General features: G+C 62.1%; 15 protein-coding genes. All 15 read left to right on the plus strand.

All coding sequences use genetic code 11. The annotated features are described in order from the left end of the window. The first annotated feature begins 146 nt into the window (after positions 1-146). Positions 147-1,019 (plus strand): flagellar motor stator protein MotA, encoded by an 873-nt coding sequence (gene motA, locus SJQ66_RS03005; RefSeq protein WP_024904028.1) that lies wholly within the window; start codon positions 147-149, stop codon positions 1,017-1,019. Further along, on the plus strand, positions 1,019-2,026 hold the full coding sequence (gene motB, locus SJQ66_RS03010; RefSeq protein WP_024904029.1) for a flagellar motor protein MotB: 1,008 nt from the start codon (positions 1,019-1,021) through the stop codon (positions 2,024-2,026). The genes motA and motB overlap by 1 nt, the downstream gene beginning before the upstream one ends. 30 nt (positions 2,027-2,056) lie before the next feature. Beyond that, positions 2,057-2,470, plus strand: a complete 414-nt coding sequence (locus SJQ66_RS03015) for a response regulator (RefSeq protein WP_024904030.1) — start codon at positions 2,057-2,059, stop codon at positions 2,468-2,470. A 205-nt stretch (positions 2,471-2,675) separates the two neighbouring features. Then, complete coding sequence (gene cheA, locus SJQ66_RS03020) at positions 2,676-5,015, plus strand: chemotaxis protein CheA (protein ID WP_176025997.1); 2,340 nt, start codon at positions 2,676-2,678, stop codon at positions 5,013-5,015. 207 nt (positions 5,016-5,222) lie between these two features. After that, entirely contained in the window at positions 5,223-5,756 is a 534-nt protein-coding gene (locus tag SJQ66_RS03025) for a chemotaxis protein CheW (RefSeq protein ID WP_081764984.1), read from the plus strand. A 165-nt stretch (positions 5,757-5,921) separates the two neighbouring features. Continuing rightward, the gene (locus SJQ66_RS03030; RefSeq protein ID WP_024904034.1) at positions 5,922-7,550 is read left to right on the plus strand and encodes a methyl-accepting chemotaxis protein; all 1,629 of its coding nucleotides are present in this window, start codon (positions 5,922-5,924) and stop codon (positions 7,548-7,550) included. 259 nt (positions 7,551-7,809) lie between these two features. Further along, positions 7,810-8,835, plus strand: coding sequence for a CheR family methyltransferase (locus SJQ66_RS03035; protein ID WP_024904035.1), 1,026 nt, complete (start codon positions 7,810-7,812; stop codon positions 8,833-8,835). Continuing rightward, complete coding sequence (gene cheD / locus SJQ66_RS03040; RefSeq protein WP_046152504.1) at positions 8,832-9,710, plus strand: chemoreceptor glutamine deamidase CheD; 879 nt, start codon at positions 8,832-8,834, stop codon at positions 9,708-9,710. The genes SJQ66_RS03035 and cheD overlap by 4 nt, the downstream gene beginning before the upstream one ends. Further along, positions 9,710-10,813 carry a protein-glutamate methylesterase/protein-glutamine glutaminase gene (locus SJQ66_RS03045; RefSeq protein ID WP_320533596.1) on the plus strand — a complete coding sequence of 368 codons (1,104 nt, stop codon included), beginning with the start codon at positions 9,710-9,712 and terminating at the stop codon, positions 10,811-10,813. Before cheD ends, SJQ66_RS03045 begins: the two co-directional genes overlap by 1 nt. Before the next feature lie 181 nt (positions 10,814-10,994). Beyond that, complete coding sequence (cheY, locus tag SJQ66_RS03050) at positions 10,995-11,390, plus strand: chemotaxis response regulator CheY (protein ID WP_024904038.1); 396 nt, start codon at positions 10,995-10,997, stop codon at positions 11,388-11,390. An 85-nt stretch (positions 11,391-11,475) separates the two neighbouring features. Beyond that, positions 11,476-12,228 carry a protein phosphatase CheZ gene (gene cheZ, locus SJQ66_RS03055; protein WP_081764985.1) on the plus strand — a complete coding sequence of 251 codons (753 nt, stop codon included), beginning with the start codon at positions 11,476-11,478 and terminating at the stop codon, positions 12,226-12,228. Positions 12,229-12,575: 347 nt separating this feature from the next. Continuing rightward, positions 12,576-13,937 carry a flagellar biosynthesis protein FlhB gene (gene flhB / locus SJQ66_RS03060; protein WP_320533597.1) on the plus strand — a complete coding sequence of 454 codons (1,362 nt, stop codon included), beginning with the start codon at positions 12,576-12,578 and terminating at the stop codon, positions 13,935-13,937. Between the two features lie 263 nt (positions 13,938-14,200). After that, positions 14,201-16,300, plus strand: coding sequence for a flagellar biosynthesis protein FlhA (flhA, locus tag SJQ66_RS03065; protein ID WP_024904041.1), 2,100 nt, complete (start codon positions 14,201-14,203; stop codon positions 16,298-16,300). Continuing rightward, positions 16,297-19,686 (plus strand): flagellar biosynthesis GTPase FlhF, encoded by a 3,390-nt coding sequence (gene flhF, locus SJQ66_RS29570; RefSeq protein WP_407691450.1) that lies wholly within the window; start codon positions 16,297-16,299, stop codon positions 19,684-19,686. Before flhA ends, flhF begins: the two co-directional genes overlap by 4 nt. Beyond that, positions 19,679-20,716 carry a MinD/ParA family ATP-binding protein gene (locus SJQ66_RS03075; RefSeq protein ID WP_320533598.1) on the plus strand — a complete coding sequence of 346 codons (1,038 nt, stop codon included), beginning with the start codon at positions 19,679-19,681 and terminating at the stop codon, positions 20,714-20,716. Before flhF ends, SJQ66_RS03075 begins: the two co-directional genes overlap by 8 nt. Positions 20,717-20,728 lie beyond the last annotated feature (12 nt).

Raw genomic sequence — 20,728 nt, forward strand, 5'->3', positions numbered from 1 at the left:
GGCGCTTGAGGGCAGACCCCGTGCGCGACGCTGATGGCCTCACGGAGCGTCACGAGCAGCGCGCGTGACGGATGGTGTTCAGGGGAATCCGACATGCGGTCCCCCTACCTTGAAATACGCGGGATTTGCACCATAAGGGGAACGGTGTGCTGGTTTTTGTCGGTTATCTGGTGACGTTGGTCTCGGTATTCGGCGGTTATGCGCTGGTCGGCGGGCATCTCGCCGCACTGCTGCAGCCCGCCGAATTTCTGATGATCGCGGGCGCGGGGTTGGGCGCCTTCATCGTGGGCAACAACGGCAAGTCGATACGTGCGACTTTCAAGGTGTTGCCAACGCTGCTGCGGCGCACCCATTACGATAAGCAACTATATATGGATTTGATGGCGATCCTGTATCGCCTGTTGGCAAAGGGGCGAAAGGAAGGGCTGATGAAGCTCGAATCCGATATCGAGGACCCTGACGCCAGCCCCATCTTCAAGGCCTATCCGCGTATCAGCGGCAATCCGGTCATTCGCGATTTCCTGGTGGACTACTTTCGGCTGATGGTGAGCGGCAGCATGAATGCGTTCGAGCTCGAAAACCTGATGGATGAGGAAATCGAGACGCATCATGCCGAGGGGGAAGTGCCCGCGCAGTGCCTGCACAAGACCGCCGACGGCTTGCCGGCGTTCGGTATCGTCGCCGCGGTCATGGGGGTGGTGCATACGATGGCATCGGCGAATCTGCCGCCTGCGGAACTCGGCGTCTTGTTGGCGCAGGCATTGGTCGGCACGTTCCTTGGCATCCTGCTGGCTTATGGGTTTGTTGCGCCGCTTGCTTCTTTGGTCGAGCAGCGGGTAGACGAGTCCACGAAGGTGCTGCAATGTATCAAGGTGGGCATTCTCGCCAACCTGAATGGTTATCAGCCGTCGGTAGCGGTGGAATTCAGTCGCAAGGTGTTGTTCAGCAGTGAGCGTCCAACGTTCGCCGAGCTGGAAGCCCATGTGAAGGAAGTCAAGGAAGAATTGAGGTCGCGCTGATGGACAACCGGCCCGAACGTCCCATCGTCATCCGTCGCGGTGGCCCGGTGCGGGCCAAGTCGCATGGCGGCGGCTGGAAGCTCGCCTACGCGGATTTCATGACCGCGTTGATGGCTTTTTTTCTATTGATGTGGCTTCTCGGTTCCGTCAACGGCGCCAAGCTCGACGGCATCGCCGATTATTTCAAGCAACCATTGAAGGTGTCACTGCTCGGCGGCGACCGCGCTGCCGATGGCCGCAGCGTCTTGAAGGGGGGCGGCACCGACATTACCCGTCGTGACGGTGAGCAGCGCAAGGTGGACGGCCCGCGGGCGATCAACGACCCGACATCGCATGATCCCACCGGCAAACCGATATCCGCGCCTGGCATGACGTCGGATGCGGTGCCTTCTCCGGACGCCGTGCTGCAGAAGGAAGCCGAGGACGATAACTTGCGTAGCCTGCAGTCGCGAATAGAGGATGCCCTGGACCATAACGCGGCGTTGAAGCCATTCCGGAACCAGATCGTCCTCGATGTCACGCGAGATGGTCTGCGCATCCAGATCGTGGACTCCAAAAACCGACCGATGTTCGCCAGTGCGAGTGCCGAGGTGGAGCCATATATGCGCGCGATCCTCCGGGAGCTGGGCCCTGTCTTGAACCAGGTGCCGAATCGGCTGATCCTGGAAGGTCATACCGATGCGACGCCGTATGCCGGTAAGGCAAACGGCTATACCAATTGGGAATTGTCGGCCGATCGCGCCAATGCGTCGCGTCGCGAACTGATCTCTGGTGGCATGTCGCAGGACCGTGTCTTGCGCGTGATCGGTCTGGCGGATACCAATCAATTCAATCCGGACGATGCCTACGATCCGCGCAATCGCCGTATCAGTATCCTGGTATTGAACCGGCGCGCGGAGCGCCAGTTGATCAATGACCGTGCCCGTCCGGCTGTATTGGACAATACCCGTAGTGCCGAGGCGCAGTCGGCGGCGATCGGCGCTTCTCGAACCCAAGTCGCGCCTTGAGGCGCCAAACAAGTAGATCGCGAGCAGATCATGAACCAAGACATCACGACAAAACCTACGGTGCTGGCCGTGGACGATTCTCCAGCGATGCGTCTGATCCTTGACGCCACGCTGGAGGCAGCCGGTTATCAGGTGACGCTGGCCGAGGATGGCCGCGAAGGACTCGCCAAGGCCGTGGCGGCCACCGCGGTGGGAGGGCGTGTGTTCGATCTGGTGTTGACCGATCACAATATGCCGGGCCTGACCGGCCTCGAACTGATCGCGGGCCTGCGTCACCTGGCGCCCTATGCCGAGACACCGATCTTGCTGTTGACCACCGAGGACGGCGAGGACTTCAAGGCGGCAGCGCGCGAGGCCGGCGCCACGGGCTGGCTGTTGAAGCCGCTGGACCCGCAGGTGCTGACCGAGGTGTTGGTCAGCGTCCGTGGCGCGATAGGTTCTTGATTCACGTCAAAATTCTTTTTTTTAAGCAAAGAATTTCACGAAGCGATTGAAGTTTCTGCCCGGTCGTGCCGTTACCCCTCGTAAGCGCCAGCGGTGTGGGGGTGTCCGTGCAGTACAGGATGCTCCCGCCGCGGATGGCACAGTCCGGTGCGGACACCCCGCGCAGGCGAAACAAACAGTTATATAGCCGGAAGATCCAACGGTCATGTCGCTCGATATTACCCAGTTTTACGAGACGTTCTTTGACGAAGCGGACGAGTTGCTTACCGAGATGGAGCGCTTGCTGCTCGGCATCGACGTACAGCATCCGGATCCGGAACAATTGAACGCGATTTTCCGCGCCGCCCACTCGATAAAGGGCGGTGCCGCCACTTTTGGTTTCAGTGTGCTTGCCGAAACCACGCACGTGCTCGAATCCGTGCTGGATCAGGCCCGCACAGGGGAATTAGCGCTGCGCACGGACATGGTCGATGTGTTCCTCGAATCGAAGGACGTGCTGGAAGTGCAACTTCGCGCATATCGCGAATCGGGTGGCACCGTCGAACCCGATCGCACGCTTGGCGTCGCGCTCGGCGAAAAGTTGAAGGCTGTCAGCCAGGCACCCGTGGCGGCGCCGGCACCCGTGGCACCGGCTGCGGCGCCGGTCGCCTCCGCGCCGGTGGCCGCGGCTGTCGCTGCGGGACCGGATCCTTACCAATCGGATGATCCAGCGGCCGCGCCGGCACATGTGATTCGCCAATTGCATGAAATTGCCGGCGTGGACGTGGCTGTTGCGCCGGCCGTGGCGGCAGGCGCGACGTCGGCTCCGGTTGCCGCCGCTGAGGCGCCTGCCGCCGCGCCCGCGGGGGCGGGTGGTGGCGAGCATGGCAATCTGAAAATCCGGCTGATCGATGTCAAGGACGGCGACCAGTCGCTGCTCGTCGATGAGCTGTCGAACTTGGGTACGGTCACTGCCCGGGTTCAAGCTGGCAATGTATTGAGTGTCTGGTTGAAAAGCGATTGCTCGCCTGACGACATCATTGCGGTCTGCTGCTTTGTGATCGATGAAGACCAGATCGAAGTGAGCTATGACCATGGCGGCGCGGCGGCGGCAGCGGCCGCGGCGAACGTCGCACCAGGTGGCGAGGCGCAAGCCGCCGCGGCCGCTGCGGTGGATGCCGCCGTGAGCGCGGAGTCCGCCGAGGTATTCGCTCAGACCGATGTTGCCAATACGGTCGCCGCGGCAACCGGGGCGGTCCCGGCCGTGGCAGCACAGACGGGGGCCGCATTGGCTGCCGCCCCGGCCGCCGCGCCGCCGCAGGCAGGGGCGACCGTGACGCGGAACGCACCAAGCGGTGGCGCGCAAGAGGGCAGTTCGATCCGCGTTGGTGTTGAGAAGGTCGATCACCTGATCAACTTGGTAGGTGAACTGGTAATCACGCAGGCGATGCTGGCGCAGACGGCGTCCAAGTTCGATCCCGTGGTGCATGACCGTCTTTTCAACGGCATGGCGTTATTGGAACGGAATGCCCGTGACCTGCAGGAAGCGGTCATGTCCATCCGGATGATGCCGATGGATTACGTTTTCAGCCGCTTCCCGCGTCTGGTTCGCGATCTCGCATCGAAGCTCGGCAAGAAGGTCGACCTCGTGACGTTTGGTCAGGCCACCGAGTTGGACAAGAGCCTGATCGAACGCATCATCGACCCGCTGACCCACTTGGTCCGTAACAGCCTGGATCATGGGATCGAGACACCGGACGTGCGTCTGGCCGCCGGTAAGGAAGCCGCGGGCGAATTGGTGCTTTCCGCTGAGCACGCGGGCGGCAATATTGTCATCGAGGTATCCGACGACGGCGCCGGACTGAATCGGCAGCGCATTCTCGCGAAAGCGCAGAAGCAGGGGTTGGCGGTCAGCGATGCGATGACCGATGACGAAGTGGCGCAGTTGATTTTCATGCCAGGCTTCTCTACTGCGGAGCAGGTGACGGATATCTCCGGTCGTGGCGTCGGCATGGATGTCGTGAAGCGTAACATCCAGTCGATGGGGGGGCATGTCGAGATTCAGACCCGCCCCGGTAACGGCACAACCACTCGCATCATCCTGCCGTTGACGCTGGCCATCCTGGATGGGATGTCTGTCAAGGTAGGTGGGGAAACGTTTATCGTGCCGCTGAATTCGGTCATGGAATCGATGCAGCCGACGAACGACGAGATCTTCACGATTGCCGGTCAAGGCGAGGATGGTCGTGTGCTGCGCGTGCGTGGCGAATATTTGCCGATCGTCGCGTTGCACAAGGTATTTGAAGTCGAAGATGCGCGGATGGATCCTACCAAGGCGATCGTCGTCATCGTTCAGGCCGAGGGCAAACGCTTCGCGATGATGGTTGACGAATTGCTGGGGCAGCACCAGGTCGTGGTCAAGAATCTCGAGACCAACTACCGCAAGGTCTTTGGTATTTCGGCGGCGACGATTCTGGGCGACGGCAGTGTCGCATTGATTCTGGATGTGCCGGCATTGAACCGTAATGGCCGCGATGAACTGATGAGCTTGCCTGTCAATCATTGAAGGCGGAACGCGACGGCGCTGTTTTTTTCGTCACTCATTCAAGTTTCATGCGGAAAATGCCGCTAACGCTTACGACGTGCCGTTCAGCACACGAGTAGGACAGCGGTCCGGCTGAAGGTCGGGCCGCCTTGTAGAAGTGAATTTTCAATCGGTATGACAGTGCGTCACGAGAAAAGCGTGGCGCAATCCAAGGGAAAGGAAAGGTATATGAGCACCGAACTCGTCCAGTCCAGCCAGCGCGGCGCTGCGCCGCTTGCGGTCATCGAACACCACTTGCAAGGCGACGGTGCCGCGCAAGAATTTCTCGCATTCACGTTGGGGGGGGAGGAATACGGGATCGATATCCTGAAAGTCCAGGAAATTCGCGGATATGAAGTGGTGACCCGTATCGCGAATACGCCAAATTTCATCAAGGGCGTGATCAATCTGCGCGGCGTCATCGTGCCGATCGTCGATATGCGGATCAAGTTTGATCTGGGTACCGTCGAATACGATCACCAGACCGTCGTGATTATCCTGAACGTCGCGCAGCGCGTGGTCGGCATGGTCGTCGACGGTGTGTCGGACGTGTTGACGCTGACGAAGGCTCAGATCAAGCCGGCGCCGGAATTTGGTTCGGTATTGAACACCGAGTATCTGACGGGCCTGGGCACGATCGACGATCGACTGTTGATTCTGATGGACATCGAACGTTTGATGACCAGTGATGAAATGGCGCTGATGGACCACGTCGCGGCGTGATCGAACGTCGGGTCGCCTGAAAGGCAACGGAAAAGCCTCTCTGTTCGAGGCTTTGTCCATCGGCCCCGGCGTTAAGCTGTGACCATGACATTGCATGCGATGCCTCGCGTTTTCGCGCAAGGCAGTGAGTGATTTGCAGGACCGGAACCGGAGCACGGGCCAGAAATGAACAAGTTGACGATCCGGGCCACCTTGCAGGCGGTGGTGGGTATTTTCGTGTTGATGCTGGTTTGCGGCAGCGCCGTGGGCTTTTTGGCATTACGCTCGGCAACGAGCGCGATCGAGGCGATGGCGCGGGATGCGTCGCAGGCTGCGCAGCAGATGGGTAGCGCGGGAAGCGCGTTGCAAGCATCCAGCGATGCGGCATTGCAGACGGCGCATGCCCGCCTTGTCATGCTGGATGTGGCGATTGTCGTTGCGTTGATCGCGGCGGTCGCTTTCGGCCTGATCACGCTGTGGCTGATGCGGCGTCAGGTGATCGCGCCCCTGGATACGGCCACCGGCTTGTTCCATCGGATTGCCGCGGGTGACCTGTCGCAACGCGTCGAGAACGCGTATGGTCAGGGATCGCAGAACGAGATGGGTCGCGTGTTCGAAGCGATCGACGCCATGCAACACGGTCTCTCGTCTACCCTGCGCACGGTGAAGTCGAGTGCAAACAGTATCGAAGTGGGCGCTCGGGAAATCGCCGCCGGTAATACCGACCTGTCGTCGCGTACCGAGCAACAGGCGGCGTCCCTGCAGCAGACCGCTTCAAGCATGGATCACCTGACCTCGACGGTGCGTCAGAACACCGACAATGCCCGCCAGGCAAGTCAGCTGGCGGCCAATGCTTCCGAGATTGCTTCGCGTGGTGGTGAGGTGGTCGGCGAGGTGGTCGTGACGATGCAAGGTATCACCGCCAGTTCCGACAAGGTGGTGGACATCATCGGCGTCATTGAAGGCATTGCGTTCCAGACAAATATCCTGGCGCTGAACGCGGCGGTGGAAGCGGCGCGCGCCGGGGAGCAAGGGCGTGGATTCGCCGTGGTGGCGGGCGAGGTGCGCAGCCTGGCGCAGCGCAGCGCGGCGGCCGCGAAGGAAATCAAGGCGCTCATTGGCGACTCCGCCGAAAAAGTACACAGCGGTTCGACGCTTGTGGCGCGCGCCGGCGAGACGATGAATGAAATCGTGCAGGCCGTGCGTCGCGTGACCGACATCATGGGCGAGATCAGTGCCGCGTCCGAGGAGCAGCGCGGTGGCATCGAGCAGGTGAATCAGGCGGTGACGCAGATGGACGGCGTCACGCAGCAAAATGCAGCGCTGGTGGAGCAGGCCGCAGCCGCGGCCGCCTCGCTGGAGGAGCAGACGCGGCAGTTGAATTCGGCGCTCGGCCATTATCGATTGGATAGTGCCGCGATGCATCCGGGCGTATCGCGACCGTTGCCCGCCGCGGCAACCTCCGCTCCGCGGAAATCTTCGGCGCCAAAGCCGCGTTCGACGGCAGCGGCGGGCGTCAAGTCCGCAATGTCGGCAAAACCAAAGATCAAGGCGCGCGTCGCCGGTCGTATCACACGGCAAGCGGGTAGCTCGGCGGGCAGTGCGGAAACCGCGGCACGGACTGCGGTCACGGCCGCCGCTACCTCGGTGACGGCGTCGACGCCAGTTTCGTCGACAAAGCCGGCGAGCGCCGCGAAAGCAACGCGCCCGCCGTTGCCAAGCAGCGATGTCCCGGCAAGCGAGCAGGCGCCAATTGGCACCGCCAGTCGTGCGTTCAAGCCGACGGCCGCTGAAGGTGAGTGGGAGTCGTTCTGATTTGAACGAGTAGTACTTGGCAACGGGGACCGGTTTAGAACATCGACGGGATCATCCACGCGGGCTGACCAGCGTGATCGGTCCCGCATCGGGCACCGGCGCATGCGCGAAGGGCGGGGGCTGAAGCGAGGCGCGTGATGCGATGAGCAGGCCGATGGCCGCTCAAAAATGTGTTCGGGTGGCGGTGAAGGTGCAAGCGCACCGTAGCGTGCCGCCAGTCCGAACCGATTTAACGGTTGTCTTGAAATGATGCGTTGACATGACTGCGTTCCGCACTCGGCCCAGCTTGAATTCCCTCTCGTCCCGCACGAATGCACAGCCGTCCGGTGCGACTGGCGGTGGCAACCAGAACGGCGCCTTCGCCGTGACCGGCATCTCCAGCAGCGACCTGGAAGCGGCGCGTGACTTTCCGTTCACCGCCGAGGACTTCAGTCGCATTCGTGCGCTGATCTATCGTGAAGCCGGTATCTCGTTATCCGACCAGAAGCGCGACATGGTGTACAACCGTCTCGCGCGTCGTCTCCGGGCGCTCGGTATCCGCTCGTTCTCGGACTATCTTGACGGACTCGAGCGCAGTCGTGACCCACAGGAGTGGGAAGCGTTTACGAACGCGCTGACGACGAATCTGACGGCCTTCTTCCGGGAAGGTCATCATTTCCCCATCCTCTCCGAATTCGCCGCCAAGCATACGTCGCCGTTGAACGTATGGTGTTGTGCCGCATCCACTGGCGAGGAGCCGTATTCGATCGCGATGACGCTGGCGGAGGCAGGAGGACGTCAGACCCAGGCAAAGGTACTGTCGACCGATATCGACACACAGGCACTGGCCACCGCCTCCGCCGGAATCTATACGGCGGATCAGGTCAAAGGCCTGCCGACAGGCCGCCTGCAACGATTCTTCTTGCGCGGCACCGGTTCGCGCGAAGGCCGCGTGCGCGTCAACGATGCCTTGCGTTCGATGATCACGTTCGAACAGTGCAACCTGATTGCGCCACCGTGGCAGCAGGTTCAGCGCCAAGCGCCGTTCGACGTCATCTTCTGCCGCAACGTGATGATCTACTTCGACAAGCCAACGCAAGCACGCATTCTCGAGACGTTTGCACCGCTGATCAAGCCGGGTGGTTTGTTGTTCGCGGGACACTCGGAAAACTTCTCGTATATGACATCGGCGTTCCGCTTGAAGGGGCAGACCGTCTACGAGCGCACGCAAGAACCGGCGTCGACCTCGAATTTGTTGGCGGCCGGCGAAAGCCGCGCCGCGGCGCTCGCCGGTAGTCGCAGATGAGTGCCCTGCCGCAGGCCAATCATTTTTACCAGGACATGGATTTCGGCAAGCCCGGCGTCAAGCTGTTGATGAACGAATATTTTGTCACCAGCGATGACATGGTGCTCACCACGGTGCTGGGTTCCTGCGTTTCCGCCTGTATCCGTGATCCGTATTCGGGCCTGGGCGGCATGAACCATTTCATGTTGCCGGACGGTGGAGGCGATCCGTCCCGTGCGTCGTCTGATGCCATGCGCTATGGCTCGTTCGCGATGGAAGTGTTGATCAACGAGCTCATCAAGCGCGGCGCACGACGTGCCTCTCTCGAAGCCAAGGTATTCGGGGGCGCGGCCGTGTTGAAGCGCATGCACACGCTGAACATCGGAGATGACAATTCGCGATTCGTCCGTCGCTATCTGGCGCTGGAAGGGATTCGTATCGTTGCCGAAGACTTGCAGGGGGAACACCCGCGCAAAGTAGCCTTCATGCCAAGCAGCGGCAAGGCGATGGTACGCAAGCTCCCGCTGGACGTCCGCGTCACCGATCCTGTTAGCCATACGGCCGAGATCGAGCTCGCCCAACGCGAGCGTGCGATGTCCGAGGAAATGGGGGCAATGCGGGATCGGCATGCACGCCGTTCACCGGATACGATCCAGGTCTTCGCGAGCGCGGCGCGCGCGGCTGCTCGTCCGGCAACGTCTCTCCCACCCACGGCGGCGGTGACCGGTGCCAGCAAGCCGGCGGCAGCAACTGGCGCCGCCGCACCCGCGTCCGGTGCCGCCGCGGCTGCATCGAAGTCGCGCGTCGAGCTTTTCATCCGTCGTCCGGCGACGGCGCCCGCGGGCGGTGCGACGCCGCCGCAGCCGTTAACAAAAACCATTATTGAGACGATGTGATGTCTACCCCGAAGATTCGTGTCCTTTGCATTGATGACTCCGCGTTGGTACGCAGCCTGATGACCGAGATCATCTCCAACCAGCCTGACATGATGGTCTGCGCGACAGCGCCGGATCCGTTGGTCGCACGGGAACTGATCAAACAGCACAATCCGGATGTATTGACGCTTGACGTGGAAATGCCCCGCATGGACGGGCTGGATTTTCTCGAGCGATTGATGCGCCTGCGTCCGACGCCGGTGGTCATGGTGTCTTCGCTGACCGAGCGTGGTTCTGAAATCACGATGCGCGCTCTGGAATTGGGTGCGGTGGACTTCGTTTCCAAGCCGAAAGTCGGCATTCGCGACGGATTGCTGGATTACAGCGACATGATCGCTGACAAGATCCGCGCCGCAGCACGCGCGAAGGTGCGTCCGTTGACGGCGCGACCGGCCGCGGCGACCAATGGCGCGGCCGCCGCCAGCAGTGCCGCGCCGACGATCTCGCCTTTGCGCAACATGCTGGTGTCGACGGAAAAATTGATTGCGATCGGCGCATCCACCGGCGGTACCGAAGCAATCAAGGAAGTATTGTTGACGCTGCCGTCGGATGCACCCGCCGTATTGATCACGCAGCACATGCCGGCGGGCTTCACGAAGTCGTTCGCGAAGCGGCTCGACTCGCTTTGCCGGATTTCCGTCAAGGAAGCCGAGCATGGAGAACGGCTGCTTCCCGGGCATGCGTATATCGCACCTGGCGACTTCCACTTGTCGCTGGCACGCAGCGGTGCGAACTATGTTGCGATGTTAAGCGATGCGGCACCGGTTAATCGCCATCGTCCATCGGTCGACGTGCTATTTAATTCGGTCGCGGAATTTGCCGGCAAGAACGCCATCGGCGTATTGCTGACAGGAATGGGCAAGGATGGCGCGGTTGGCATGGGGGCGATGCGTCGCGCCGGTGCCTATACTTTTGCGCAGGACGAAGCGAGTTGCGTCGTGTACGGTATGCCCCGTGAGGCGGTGTTGATCGGCGCGGCCTGTGAGTCAGTGTCATTGCAGCAGATGACGCATCACGTCATGCAGAAGTTGCTGTCGATGGGTGAGCGCGCACATCGCGTATAGTACGCGGTTGAGTGCAATTTGCTCTCAAGATCACGTGGATTACTGCCGATATCCAATGAAACGGCGCGAGACGGGTGAGTCCAGGCGGTTTGGATTACACATTCGACGTCGCACCCGCCGGCCGGCAGGATAGGGCGCACACTAATTTGAGATTAAGTACAGGTTTTTAGAGGCGCAAACGATGGATACTTCGATAAAAATTCTTGTGGTGGACGATTTTCCGACGATCCGTCGCATCGTGCGGAACCTCCTCAAGGAATTGGGCTACAGCAACGTCGATGAAGCGGAAGACGGTGCGATGGGCCTCGCCAAACTGAAGGCAGGCTCGTACGAATTCGTCATTTCCGACTGGAACATGCCGAATATGGACGGCCTGCAGATGTTGACGGCGATCCGCGCCGATCCGGCACTCGCACATTTGCCGGTGTTGATGGTCACCGCGGAAGCGAAAAAGGAAAATATCATTGCCGCGGCGCAGGCCGGGGCGAGTGGCTATGTGGTGAAGCCGTTCACCGCTGCGATTCTCGACGAAAAGATCTCGAAGATCCGCGAGAAGATGGCGAAGGCTGGGGCGTGAGATGACTAAGCGCGAGGATGCGGTCGTGGATATCGATGACGAACTGTTCGGGGCGCCGCCCGTAAAGGGCGATGTAAAAACCGAAATGCAAGCGGAGCCGCCAGCAAGCGTTGCCGCCCAGCCTGCGGCTACGGCCGCGCCCGCGGTCTCCGCGGCGGCGGGCCATGATGCGGGCACGGGCGTCGACTCGGCGGATCCCGCCGAACGGATGACGGCTCGTATCGGGCAACTGATGCGGATGCTGCGCGACAGCATGCGTGAACTGGGGCTGGACAAGCAAGTCGAACAGGCTGCGGAAGTCATTCCCGACGCGCGTGATCGCTTGACGTACATCGCGGCGATGACGGAGCAAGCCGCCGAGCGTGCGTTGAACGCGACGGATGTCGCCATGCCTCTGGCAGACAAGTTGAACAAGGAAGCCAACGCATTGGATGGTCGCTGGCAGAAATGGTACGACGCGCCGCAAGATATCGATGCCTCGCGCGCGCTGGTCACGGAAACCCGCACATTCCTGCAGACCACGTCCTCGCAGTCGGCGACGATCAATGCGCAATTGCTTGAAATCATGATGGCCCAGGATTTCCAGGATCTGACCGGCCAGGTGATCAAGAAAGTGATGGATGTGGTGCACCACATCGAACAGCAATTGCTGGGCGTGTTGTTGGAAAACATCTCGCCGGAACGTCGCGCCGAGTTGATCAAGATCGTGAGCGGCGTCAAGACCGAAGACAAGGAGCCGTCGTTGTTGAACGGTCCACAGATCAACACGGAAGGACGTACCGATATAGTTACCGACCAAGGCCAGGTAGACGATCTACTGACCGAACTCGGTTTCTGATCAATCGCGTGGAACCGGCTCTGCCGGTTCCACGTGGTTTTTTTGCTTTGCGATTCATCTCGTCTCAACGTCGATGCGCCATCGGTTCGGCCATCGCAAGAGGCGATTGAATGACAACACCGGTTCTCACTCCAACGGCGCACGGCCCGATCTCGGGAAATGCGCCGTCTTTTTTTGTCTGATCGTTGGATGGTGGTTGCGTCCCGCCCCTGATAATGCCAGCAGTCGGAAGCCTCGCCCATCAAGGCACATTGGGTTGCCGACATGTTTGAGTCGATCAGACGGCACAGGACGAGACGGAGACAGCGTGGCCATCGGGGCTGCCTTCCGTCCGCTACGGAGCGCGCGTGGCAGAAGACAGCGATCTCGAAAAAACCGAATCAGCCTCGCCCCGACGGCTGGAGCAGGCCAGGGAGGACGGACAGGTTGCGCGTTCGCGTGAGTTGTCGACGTTCGCGCTACTGGCCGTCGGGTTCGGCGGAGTCTACATGACGGGTGGCTCGATGCTTGGCCAGTTCCAGAGACTGTTCAAGCATGCGTTCATTTTCGATCGCGCTGCAAGCCAGGACCCCATGCAGATGTTGCATCGGATCAGTGACGCGGTATTGCTGGCCGCGCAGGCAATCGGGCCGATCTTGCTCGCCATGACGGTTGTTGCGCTGATGTCGCCGATGGCCTTGGGCGGATGGCTGCTGACGACAAAGCCGTTGGCGCCGAATTTTGGCCGCTTGAATCCTATTTCCGGCCTGGGCAAGATGTTCTCGACGCACGCGTTGGCGCAGCTCGGCATGGGCATTGCCAAATGCGTGTTGGTCGGCACGGTGGCCACGATGGTCGCCTTCCATTACAAAGCGGATGTCATCGGGCTGCTGGGTGAACCGGTTCGTGCGGCCTTACCGCACGCGGCGCAAATGGTGGGCGTGGTTTGCGCGGCCACGGTCGGCTCGATGCTGCTGCTGGTGCTTGCCGATGTTCCGTATCAGCTCTGGTCGCATGCGAAGAAGTTGCGAATGACGAAGGAGGAGGTCAAGCGCGAATTCAAGGAAAACGAGGGCGACCCCCACATCAAGGCGAAGATACGAGAGCAACAACGCGCGATGGCCCGCCGCCGCATGATGTCGCAGGTCCCCACGGCCGACGTGATCATCACGAACCCAACCCACTTCGCCGTGGCGTTGCGCTACAGCGACGCCGGCATGCGCGCGCCACGCGTCGTCGCCAAAGGGGCCGACCTCGTTGCCGAGCGTATCAAGGAAATTGCCAGGGAAAATGGCGTCCCGGTCCTCGAGGCGCCACCTTTGGCGCGTTCTCTGTACAAGCATGTGCAGTTGAATCGCGAGATTCCGGCGGCGCTGTATGGGGCCGTGGCGGAGGTGCTGGCCTGGGTGTTCCAGTTGCGGCGCTGGCATGCGGAAGGGGGGCAGTATCCCGATCAACCCGACGCGGTGGTGGTGCCTGAGGAAATGGCCGTCAGCGCGGAGTCGTTGTCTGGAAGCGACGGCAATCTCGACGATGCGAGCCTCGATGCCGCCACGCAAGCTGGCAACCGCACCGCCGCGGGTGCCGGGGTGGGCCGGACGGGACGGAATGCCGGAGGAATGGGTGACGCCGCCGCTGGCGTCAGTGATGTCGATCCGGCGAGTATTCGCGAAGCTGGCGCGGCAGGCGGTGGTTCTCGTGGCGCGTCTGCCCGTGATCCGCAGAAGTAAGGGCATTTCAGCCACCTTATCGTTCGATCGCTGCTAGCGCGCTGCCGTAATAATGCATTCCGTCGGAGTGCGTCTTTAACGCCGCGGTCGAACGCGGTACCCCGCGATTGTCGCGGAACGCGCCCTCCTGAGCGTCTCAGCGGAGAACCCCCAGTGCGCCATTCCAGCCTACGCGATGCCGAACAGACGCCACACGGCGCCCGGCGCCCGCGCGCGCACGCCCGCTGTGCTGAACAGATGCCGGTCGTGGCCCGGAGCGCCGCATGAATCGCCTCACTGCGATGCTGGGCATTCCCGCGGGTGGCGCCGGCAGCAATCTGCGGGCGCTGTCCGGCCCGATCCTGATCATCATGATCCTGGGGATGATGATCCTGCCGCTGCCGGCGTTCATCCTCGACCTGCTGTTCACGTTCAACATCGCGTTGGCCGTGATGGTGCTGCTGGTCAGTCTCTACACGCAGAAACCGCTCGATTTCGCGGCGTTCCCGAGCGTGCTGCTGTTCTCCACATTGTTGCGACTGTCGCTGAACGTCGCTTCCACGCGGATCGTGCTGATGGAAGGCCATACCGGCCCGGATGCCGCAGGCAAGGTGGTCGAGGCGTTTGGCCACTTCCTCGTGGGCGGCAATTACGCGGTGGGGATCATCGTGTTCGCTATCCTTGTCATCATCAACTTCATGGTGATCACGAAAGGCGCGGGCCGGATCGCCGAAGTGTCTGCGCGGTTCACGTTGGACGCGATGCCGGGTAAGCAGATGGCGATCGATGCCGATCTGAACGCGGGTTTGATCAACGAGACCGACGCGCGTAAGCGCCGTGTCGCCGTGGCGCAGGAAGCCGAGTTCTACGGTTCGATGGACGGTGCATCGAAATTCGTCCGCGGCGACGCGGTGGCCGGGCTCCTGATCATGGCGATCAATATCGTCGGTGGCTTGATCATCGGCGTGGCCCAGCACAATATGGCCATTGGCGACGCCGCAACGAACTACACGCTGTTGACGATCGGTGACGGCTTGGTCGGCCAGATCCCGGCGTTGGTGATTTCGACGGCGGCTGGCGTCATCGTCTCCCGCGTGGCGACCGAGGAAGATGTCGGCACGCAAATCACCGGTCAGTTGTTCACCAACCCGAAAGTGCTGTCGATCACTGGCGGTATTCTTGCCGGGATGGGCTTGATTCCAGGCATGCCGCACCTCGCTTTCGGCCTGCTAGGTGGTGGATTGTTTTTCATGGCGCGCAAGATGCGCCAACTTGCCGAGCGCCGCGCCGCGGAAGCTGCCGCACCGAAGCCGGTTATAGAAAATGCGGTCAATGCCGAAAATACGGAAGCCAGCTGGGACGATGTGCAACTGGTCGATCCGCTCGGTCTTGAAATCGGCTATCGGATGATCCCGCTGGTGGACGCTGCCCAGGAAGGTGAATTGCTGAAGCGGATCAAGGGCATTCGCAAAAAATTCGCCCAGGAAATAGGGTTTCTGGCACCGGTGGTGCATATCCGGGACAATCTGGAATTGCGGCCGAATGCCTACCGGATCACGTTGAACGGCGTCGAGGTGGGAACCGGCGACGCATTTCCCGGCCAGTGGCTGGCGATCAACCCGGGCCAGGTCAGCGGGCCGTTGCAGGGTGCGCCCACGCGCGATCCCGCGTTCGGCTTGCCGGCGGTGTGGATCGATATCGGCATGCGCGAGCAGGCCCAATTGCTGGGGTATACGGTGGTGGATGCCGGTACGGTCGTGGCAACGCATTTGAATCACCTGATTACGTCGCATGCATCGGAATTGCTGAGCCGTCAGGAAGTACAGCAATTGCTGGATCGGATTTCACGCGACGCGCCGAAGCTGGTCGAAGACCTGGTGCCAAAGGTGATCACGCTGACGACGTTGCAGAAGGTCTTGCAAGGGCTGCTGGACGAAGGCGTGCCGATTCGCGATATGCGTACTATTCTGGATGTATTGGCCGAGCACGCGCCGAAGGTCAGCGACCCGTACGAATTGACCGCGATGGTACGTTTGGCCCTGGGGCGCGCGATCACCCAGCAAGTTGCGCCGGGCAATGGCGAAATGTACGTGATCGGGCTCGAGCCGGGATTGGAGCGTATCCTGTCCCAGGCGTTGTCGAATGGCAACGGTGGCGGCCTGGAGCCGGGGCTGGCGAATACACTGCTGCAGCAAACGCAGGATGCGTTGTTGCAGCAGCAGAATCAAGGTTTCCCTCCGGTGATGCTGGTGCAGCACGGATTGCGATCCTTGCTTGCCCGTTTCCTGCGCCGTAGCATGCCGCAATTGAAGGTCCTGAGCTATGCGGAAGTACCGGATAGCCGTACGATCCGCGTGACGACCACGATCGGAGGTCAGGTTTGAAAGTCCGTAAATTCTTCGCTCCCTCGTCGCGTGAGGCCCTGAAATTGGTACGCGCCGAACTCGGCGCCGACGCGGTGGTGTTATCGAATCGCGTGGTGGACGGTGGCGTGGAACTGGTCGCCTTGACGGAAGACACCCTGAGCGGGATCGTCGAGGCGCCGACGGCGCCTTCCGCCGCGCCGGTGAGTCCGTCCGAGACGCCGGTGCGCATTGAACCCTCGCTGCGCGGCGCGTCAGGGCTGCCGATCGAGGCTGATCCGTTCGACGATGTCGAACCCTTCGAGGGCTATGGTCCGTCCGCATTCGGCACGGCGCCGCACGCACCGTTCCAAGGTAATGCGTTTGCTTCACGTGGCGGGGTGTCTGGTGCGTTGCCTTCCCCCGAATCAGGGCGTGGATCGGCCGGGCAACCCGGTATGGCGGCCGCCAGCCTGTTGCAGCAGGCCCGTCCGGCGGGGGCGAGTGAAGGTTTGCCAGGTGGTTTCGCGCGCCGTGCGTTCCCCACGCTCCAACCCACTTTCGAGGGCCCGTCGCATAGTCAGCAGGGGCGTCGTTTTACACCGCGCGACGAAGCGCCGATGGCCGAGCGCAGCGACCGCGATCGTCGACTGGCGCGTCCGGTCGAGACACGGGAAGACGCACGGCAAGTGTCGGTGCAGGAAGGGCCGCGCGCCCCCGCGCCATATCGTCCCGCCCCGGGGCTGCATAGCCCGTTGATGCATCCGGACAATACGAATGGCCGTGATCGCACGCGTGCATTGCCAGGCGTGCTGGCCGCGAAGGCGGTGGGTGATGATGGTGCATCGGCGCTGGCGTATGTGCACCGCGCGACCCAGACTGCGTATCTTCAGCAACGTCGCGCACGCGCGGAGGCGGAAGCCGCCGCGGGGTTGTCGAACGATGTTTCGGAAGGGCCGGGACAACCGGGGGCCGAACGGATGGCTGACGCCGGCTGGACCGGCGAAGCGAGGTCACCCAGGCAACCCGGGCACAATGTCACCACGGAAGCCGACGTTGGCCGGCCGGATCGCACGGCATCTGCTGGGGCCGATGCGTGGTCGTCCGATCCGTCGCCGGTGAACGGCGCGCTGTTGGATGGCCGTGAGGATGACATCAGGCGTGATGTCGCCTACGGCGATGCTAGCGATGGACAGGATGCCGCCGCGCACTACGGGCATGACGCCTACGCGAATTTTGAGACGAACGAGTACGGTGGTCGTGAACACTCCGCGCACGACGAGGCGGCTTATTATGACGGGCATGTCTCGCACGCAGACGCGGCGCAACCCGATGGGACGCACATGACGCAGGATGATCCGGCACCCGTCGTGCCGTTTGCCCGCGCAGCCGAACGCGGACGGCACTTGTCTGGTGTGGCTGGCTTGGCGCGACCGGAGCGGGATGGCGAGGAATCCATGCAGGCTAATGTGCTCGGCCTGTCACGTGCCGAACGGGATGACAGCAGTGTCGTCCTTCCGACGGCAATCCGGCCGGCACGCGATGCGGCTGGCCTGAGCCATGGCGACGCGGCGGCGACGCCGATGACGGCCAGCGAGGCCATGGCGCGAGGACTCGGTAACCCGGGGGAGGTGGTGGTGCGTCCGGCGAGCATGCCGCGGGAAGAGCAAGATCGCACGCCGCTGCCGGAATCCGCGTTGATGGAGCGTGATACACCACCGGGGGGCCTTCGCGTGGGTGCGTCGAACGACGACGTCGCCAGGCAAGTGGCAAGCGCGATGCGCGATGATGTCGATGTCGATACCGCACCTGCCGCGGACCGGGCGGGGACGACGATATCGGCCACGTCGACGCCGGTGACATCACAGGGAGCGTCGCCGATGATGGCGGCACGCGAATACGGCGCGACGCGTTACGCGGCGCACACACGTGTCAAGGCGTCTTTTGCCACGTTCCCCCATACGAACCCGGCGATCGGTAACCCGATAGGCGGCCTTCGTGCGACGCCGTCGTTGCCGGCATTGGCATCGCATTTGCCGGATAACGCCGATTTGCCGGCGTCCTTTGCAACGGCACCGCAATCGCGTGATATCAGCGATGCGGCGACCGCATCGGCTGCGGATGCCGTGCCTGCCGCGGCGCCGGCTTTGCAAGCGGGCGTTGCCACGGACGATACCGCACCTGCCACCGCGTCGGCGGCGACAGGAACATTTCTGAACGACGCATTCGGCGTAGACGTGGAGGAGGCGCGTGACAGCGCGGCCGATGCGTCATCGTCGATCCCTGCCGATACGACGCCAGCGTCGGCATCCGCGCCTGCGATCACGGCGTCCATGACGAATGACCCGAGTCCGCGCAGCGCAACTGCCGTGCTGGAGGAAATGCGTAATCTGTGTGGCGCATTGGGCTTGCAACTCGAGGCGATCGATCAAAGCGAGCGGATTCGCCGGGACCCGGTGCGCAACGGCGTCACGCAAATGATGCTGGCCTGCGGGTTCTCGGCACAGCTCGTGCGGCTGATGTTGGACAAACTGCCGGCCGTCCACACGCCGGAAGAAGGGCTGGCATGGGTCAAGGCGACATTCGAGCGTAACCTGCCGGTGCTGGACAACGAAGACGCGTTGATGGAGCGTGGTGGCGTGTTCGCGCTGATGGGCCCGACCGGTGTAGGCAAGACGACCACCACGGCGAAGTTGGCCGCGCGTGCGGTCATGCGCCATGGCGCGGACCGCGTGGCCTTGCTCACGACGGACTCCTATCGTATCGGTGCGCACGAACAGTTGCGGATCTACGGCCGCATCCTCGGTGTGGCGGTGCATGCGGTGAAGGATGCATCGGATCTGAGCCTGGTGCTGTCGGAACTGCGGAACAAGCATATGGTGCTGATCGATACGATCGGCATGAGTCAGCGTGACCGGGCCGTATCGGAACAGGTCGCGATGCTGCGGGGCGCGCAAATGCCGGTCAAGCGCCTGCTGCTCCTGAACGCGACGAGCCACGGCGACACGTTGAACGAGGTGGTTCGTGCTTACGGTTCCGCGATCAATGCGGCGGCAGGCGGTAATGCGGGGGAAGCGGACGGTGGCTTGAGTGGCTGCATCATCACGAAGGTGGACGAATCCAACGGGATCGGCGCGGCGCTGGACACGGTCATGCGTCACCGCTTGCCTGTGCATTACGTGTCCAACGGACAAAAGGTGCCGGAGGATCTACGAGTGGCACGCCGTGGCTATTTGATCGACAATGCTTTCAGCGATCCGCATCGTACATCACCATTCCAGCCGGATGCGGAGGCATTGGAAATGTTGTTTGCTGGTGAGAATGACCGTGCGGCACGGTCGACCTCGACTCAGGGAATCGTCGATGGTCCGCGTTCGCCCGGCCAGCCGTCGCCCGCCGAGGCACACTACGGAAGTTCGCATGGATAAGTTCGTTATCGACCAGGCCGAAGGGCTACGCCGTCTGGTGGCGGGCCGTCCGCTGCGCATCGTGACCGTTCTCGGCGCGGCGCAGGGCGCGGGCGCGACGACGGCCGCCCGCAATCTGGCTGCATCCTTGCGCTTTCATGGCAAGCGTGCATTGGTGATCGATGAACAGGCGCGCGTCGGTCAATATCCCGTCACGCTCGCTGATGTCGTCGAGCAGCGGTTCGAATTGGATGATGTATTGTCACCGTTCGATGACGAAACGCAACGTGGGGTGCCGACGCTTGGGTCCCCGGTTGACGCGGAGGGCCATTCCGTCGGATTGCGCCATTGGCGCGGCGATGAACAGGCCGCGGCGATGAATGGCGCGCTCGATATCGTGTTGGTGGATGCACGCGTTGATGAAACCGGTACGCTGACCCCTCTGGCGGCGCAGGCGCACGACGTTCTGATCGTTGTCGACGCTGATCCAGCGGCCATGCCGGGTACGTATGGATTAATCAAGCGGCTGCATTTCGCACAAGGTATCCAGCAATTCCGGCTGTTGTTCAATCGAGTGGCAAAACCACTCGACGCGCAAAACGCTTACCAGAACCTATCAGGTGTCGCCAGGCGGTATCTCGCGATCTCCCTGTCACCCGCGGGCGTCATCTCGCGTGATGCGGACCGATTGGGGCGTGCCGATGCATTGGGCGGTTGCGTTGTAACGGCGTATCCAACCGCGCCGGCGGCGATCGACTATCGCCGCGTGGGTGCGGAAATCGTTCATTGGCCGTGGCGGCCGCTGGCGTCGAGCGGTGCAGTTCCGGCTGACGGCGGCGCATCCTCCGTGGCGACTGATGAGCAGGGTAGCGGGAATGGGCGGCAGCAACAGGCCCAGGCAAGCGTGGGTGCGGTGGACGGCATGCATGCCCCCGCGCGCGGTGCGCAGCAAGATGACGGCATGACGGGTCGGCAGCAGGATTACGGGAATGGTCCGCAGGCAATGGCCGCGGCGACGCAACGGCACGCGGTGCCTGCGCATATTGCGTGACGAAGGAGTCGC

The sequence above is a fragment of the Robbsia andropogonis genome (assembly GCF_034047095.1).
Lineage (GTDB): Bacteria > Pseudomonadota > Gammaproteobacteria > Burkholderiales > Burkholderiaceae > Robbsia > Robbsia andropogonis.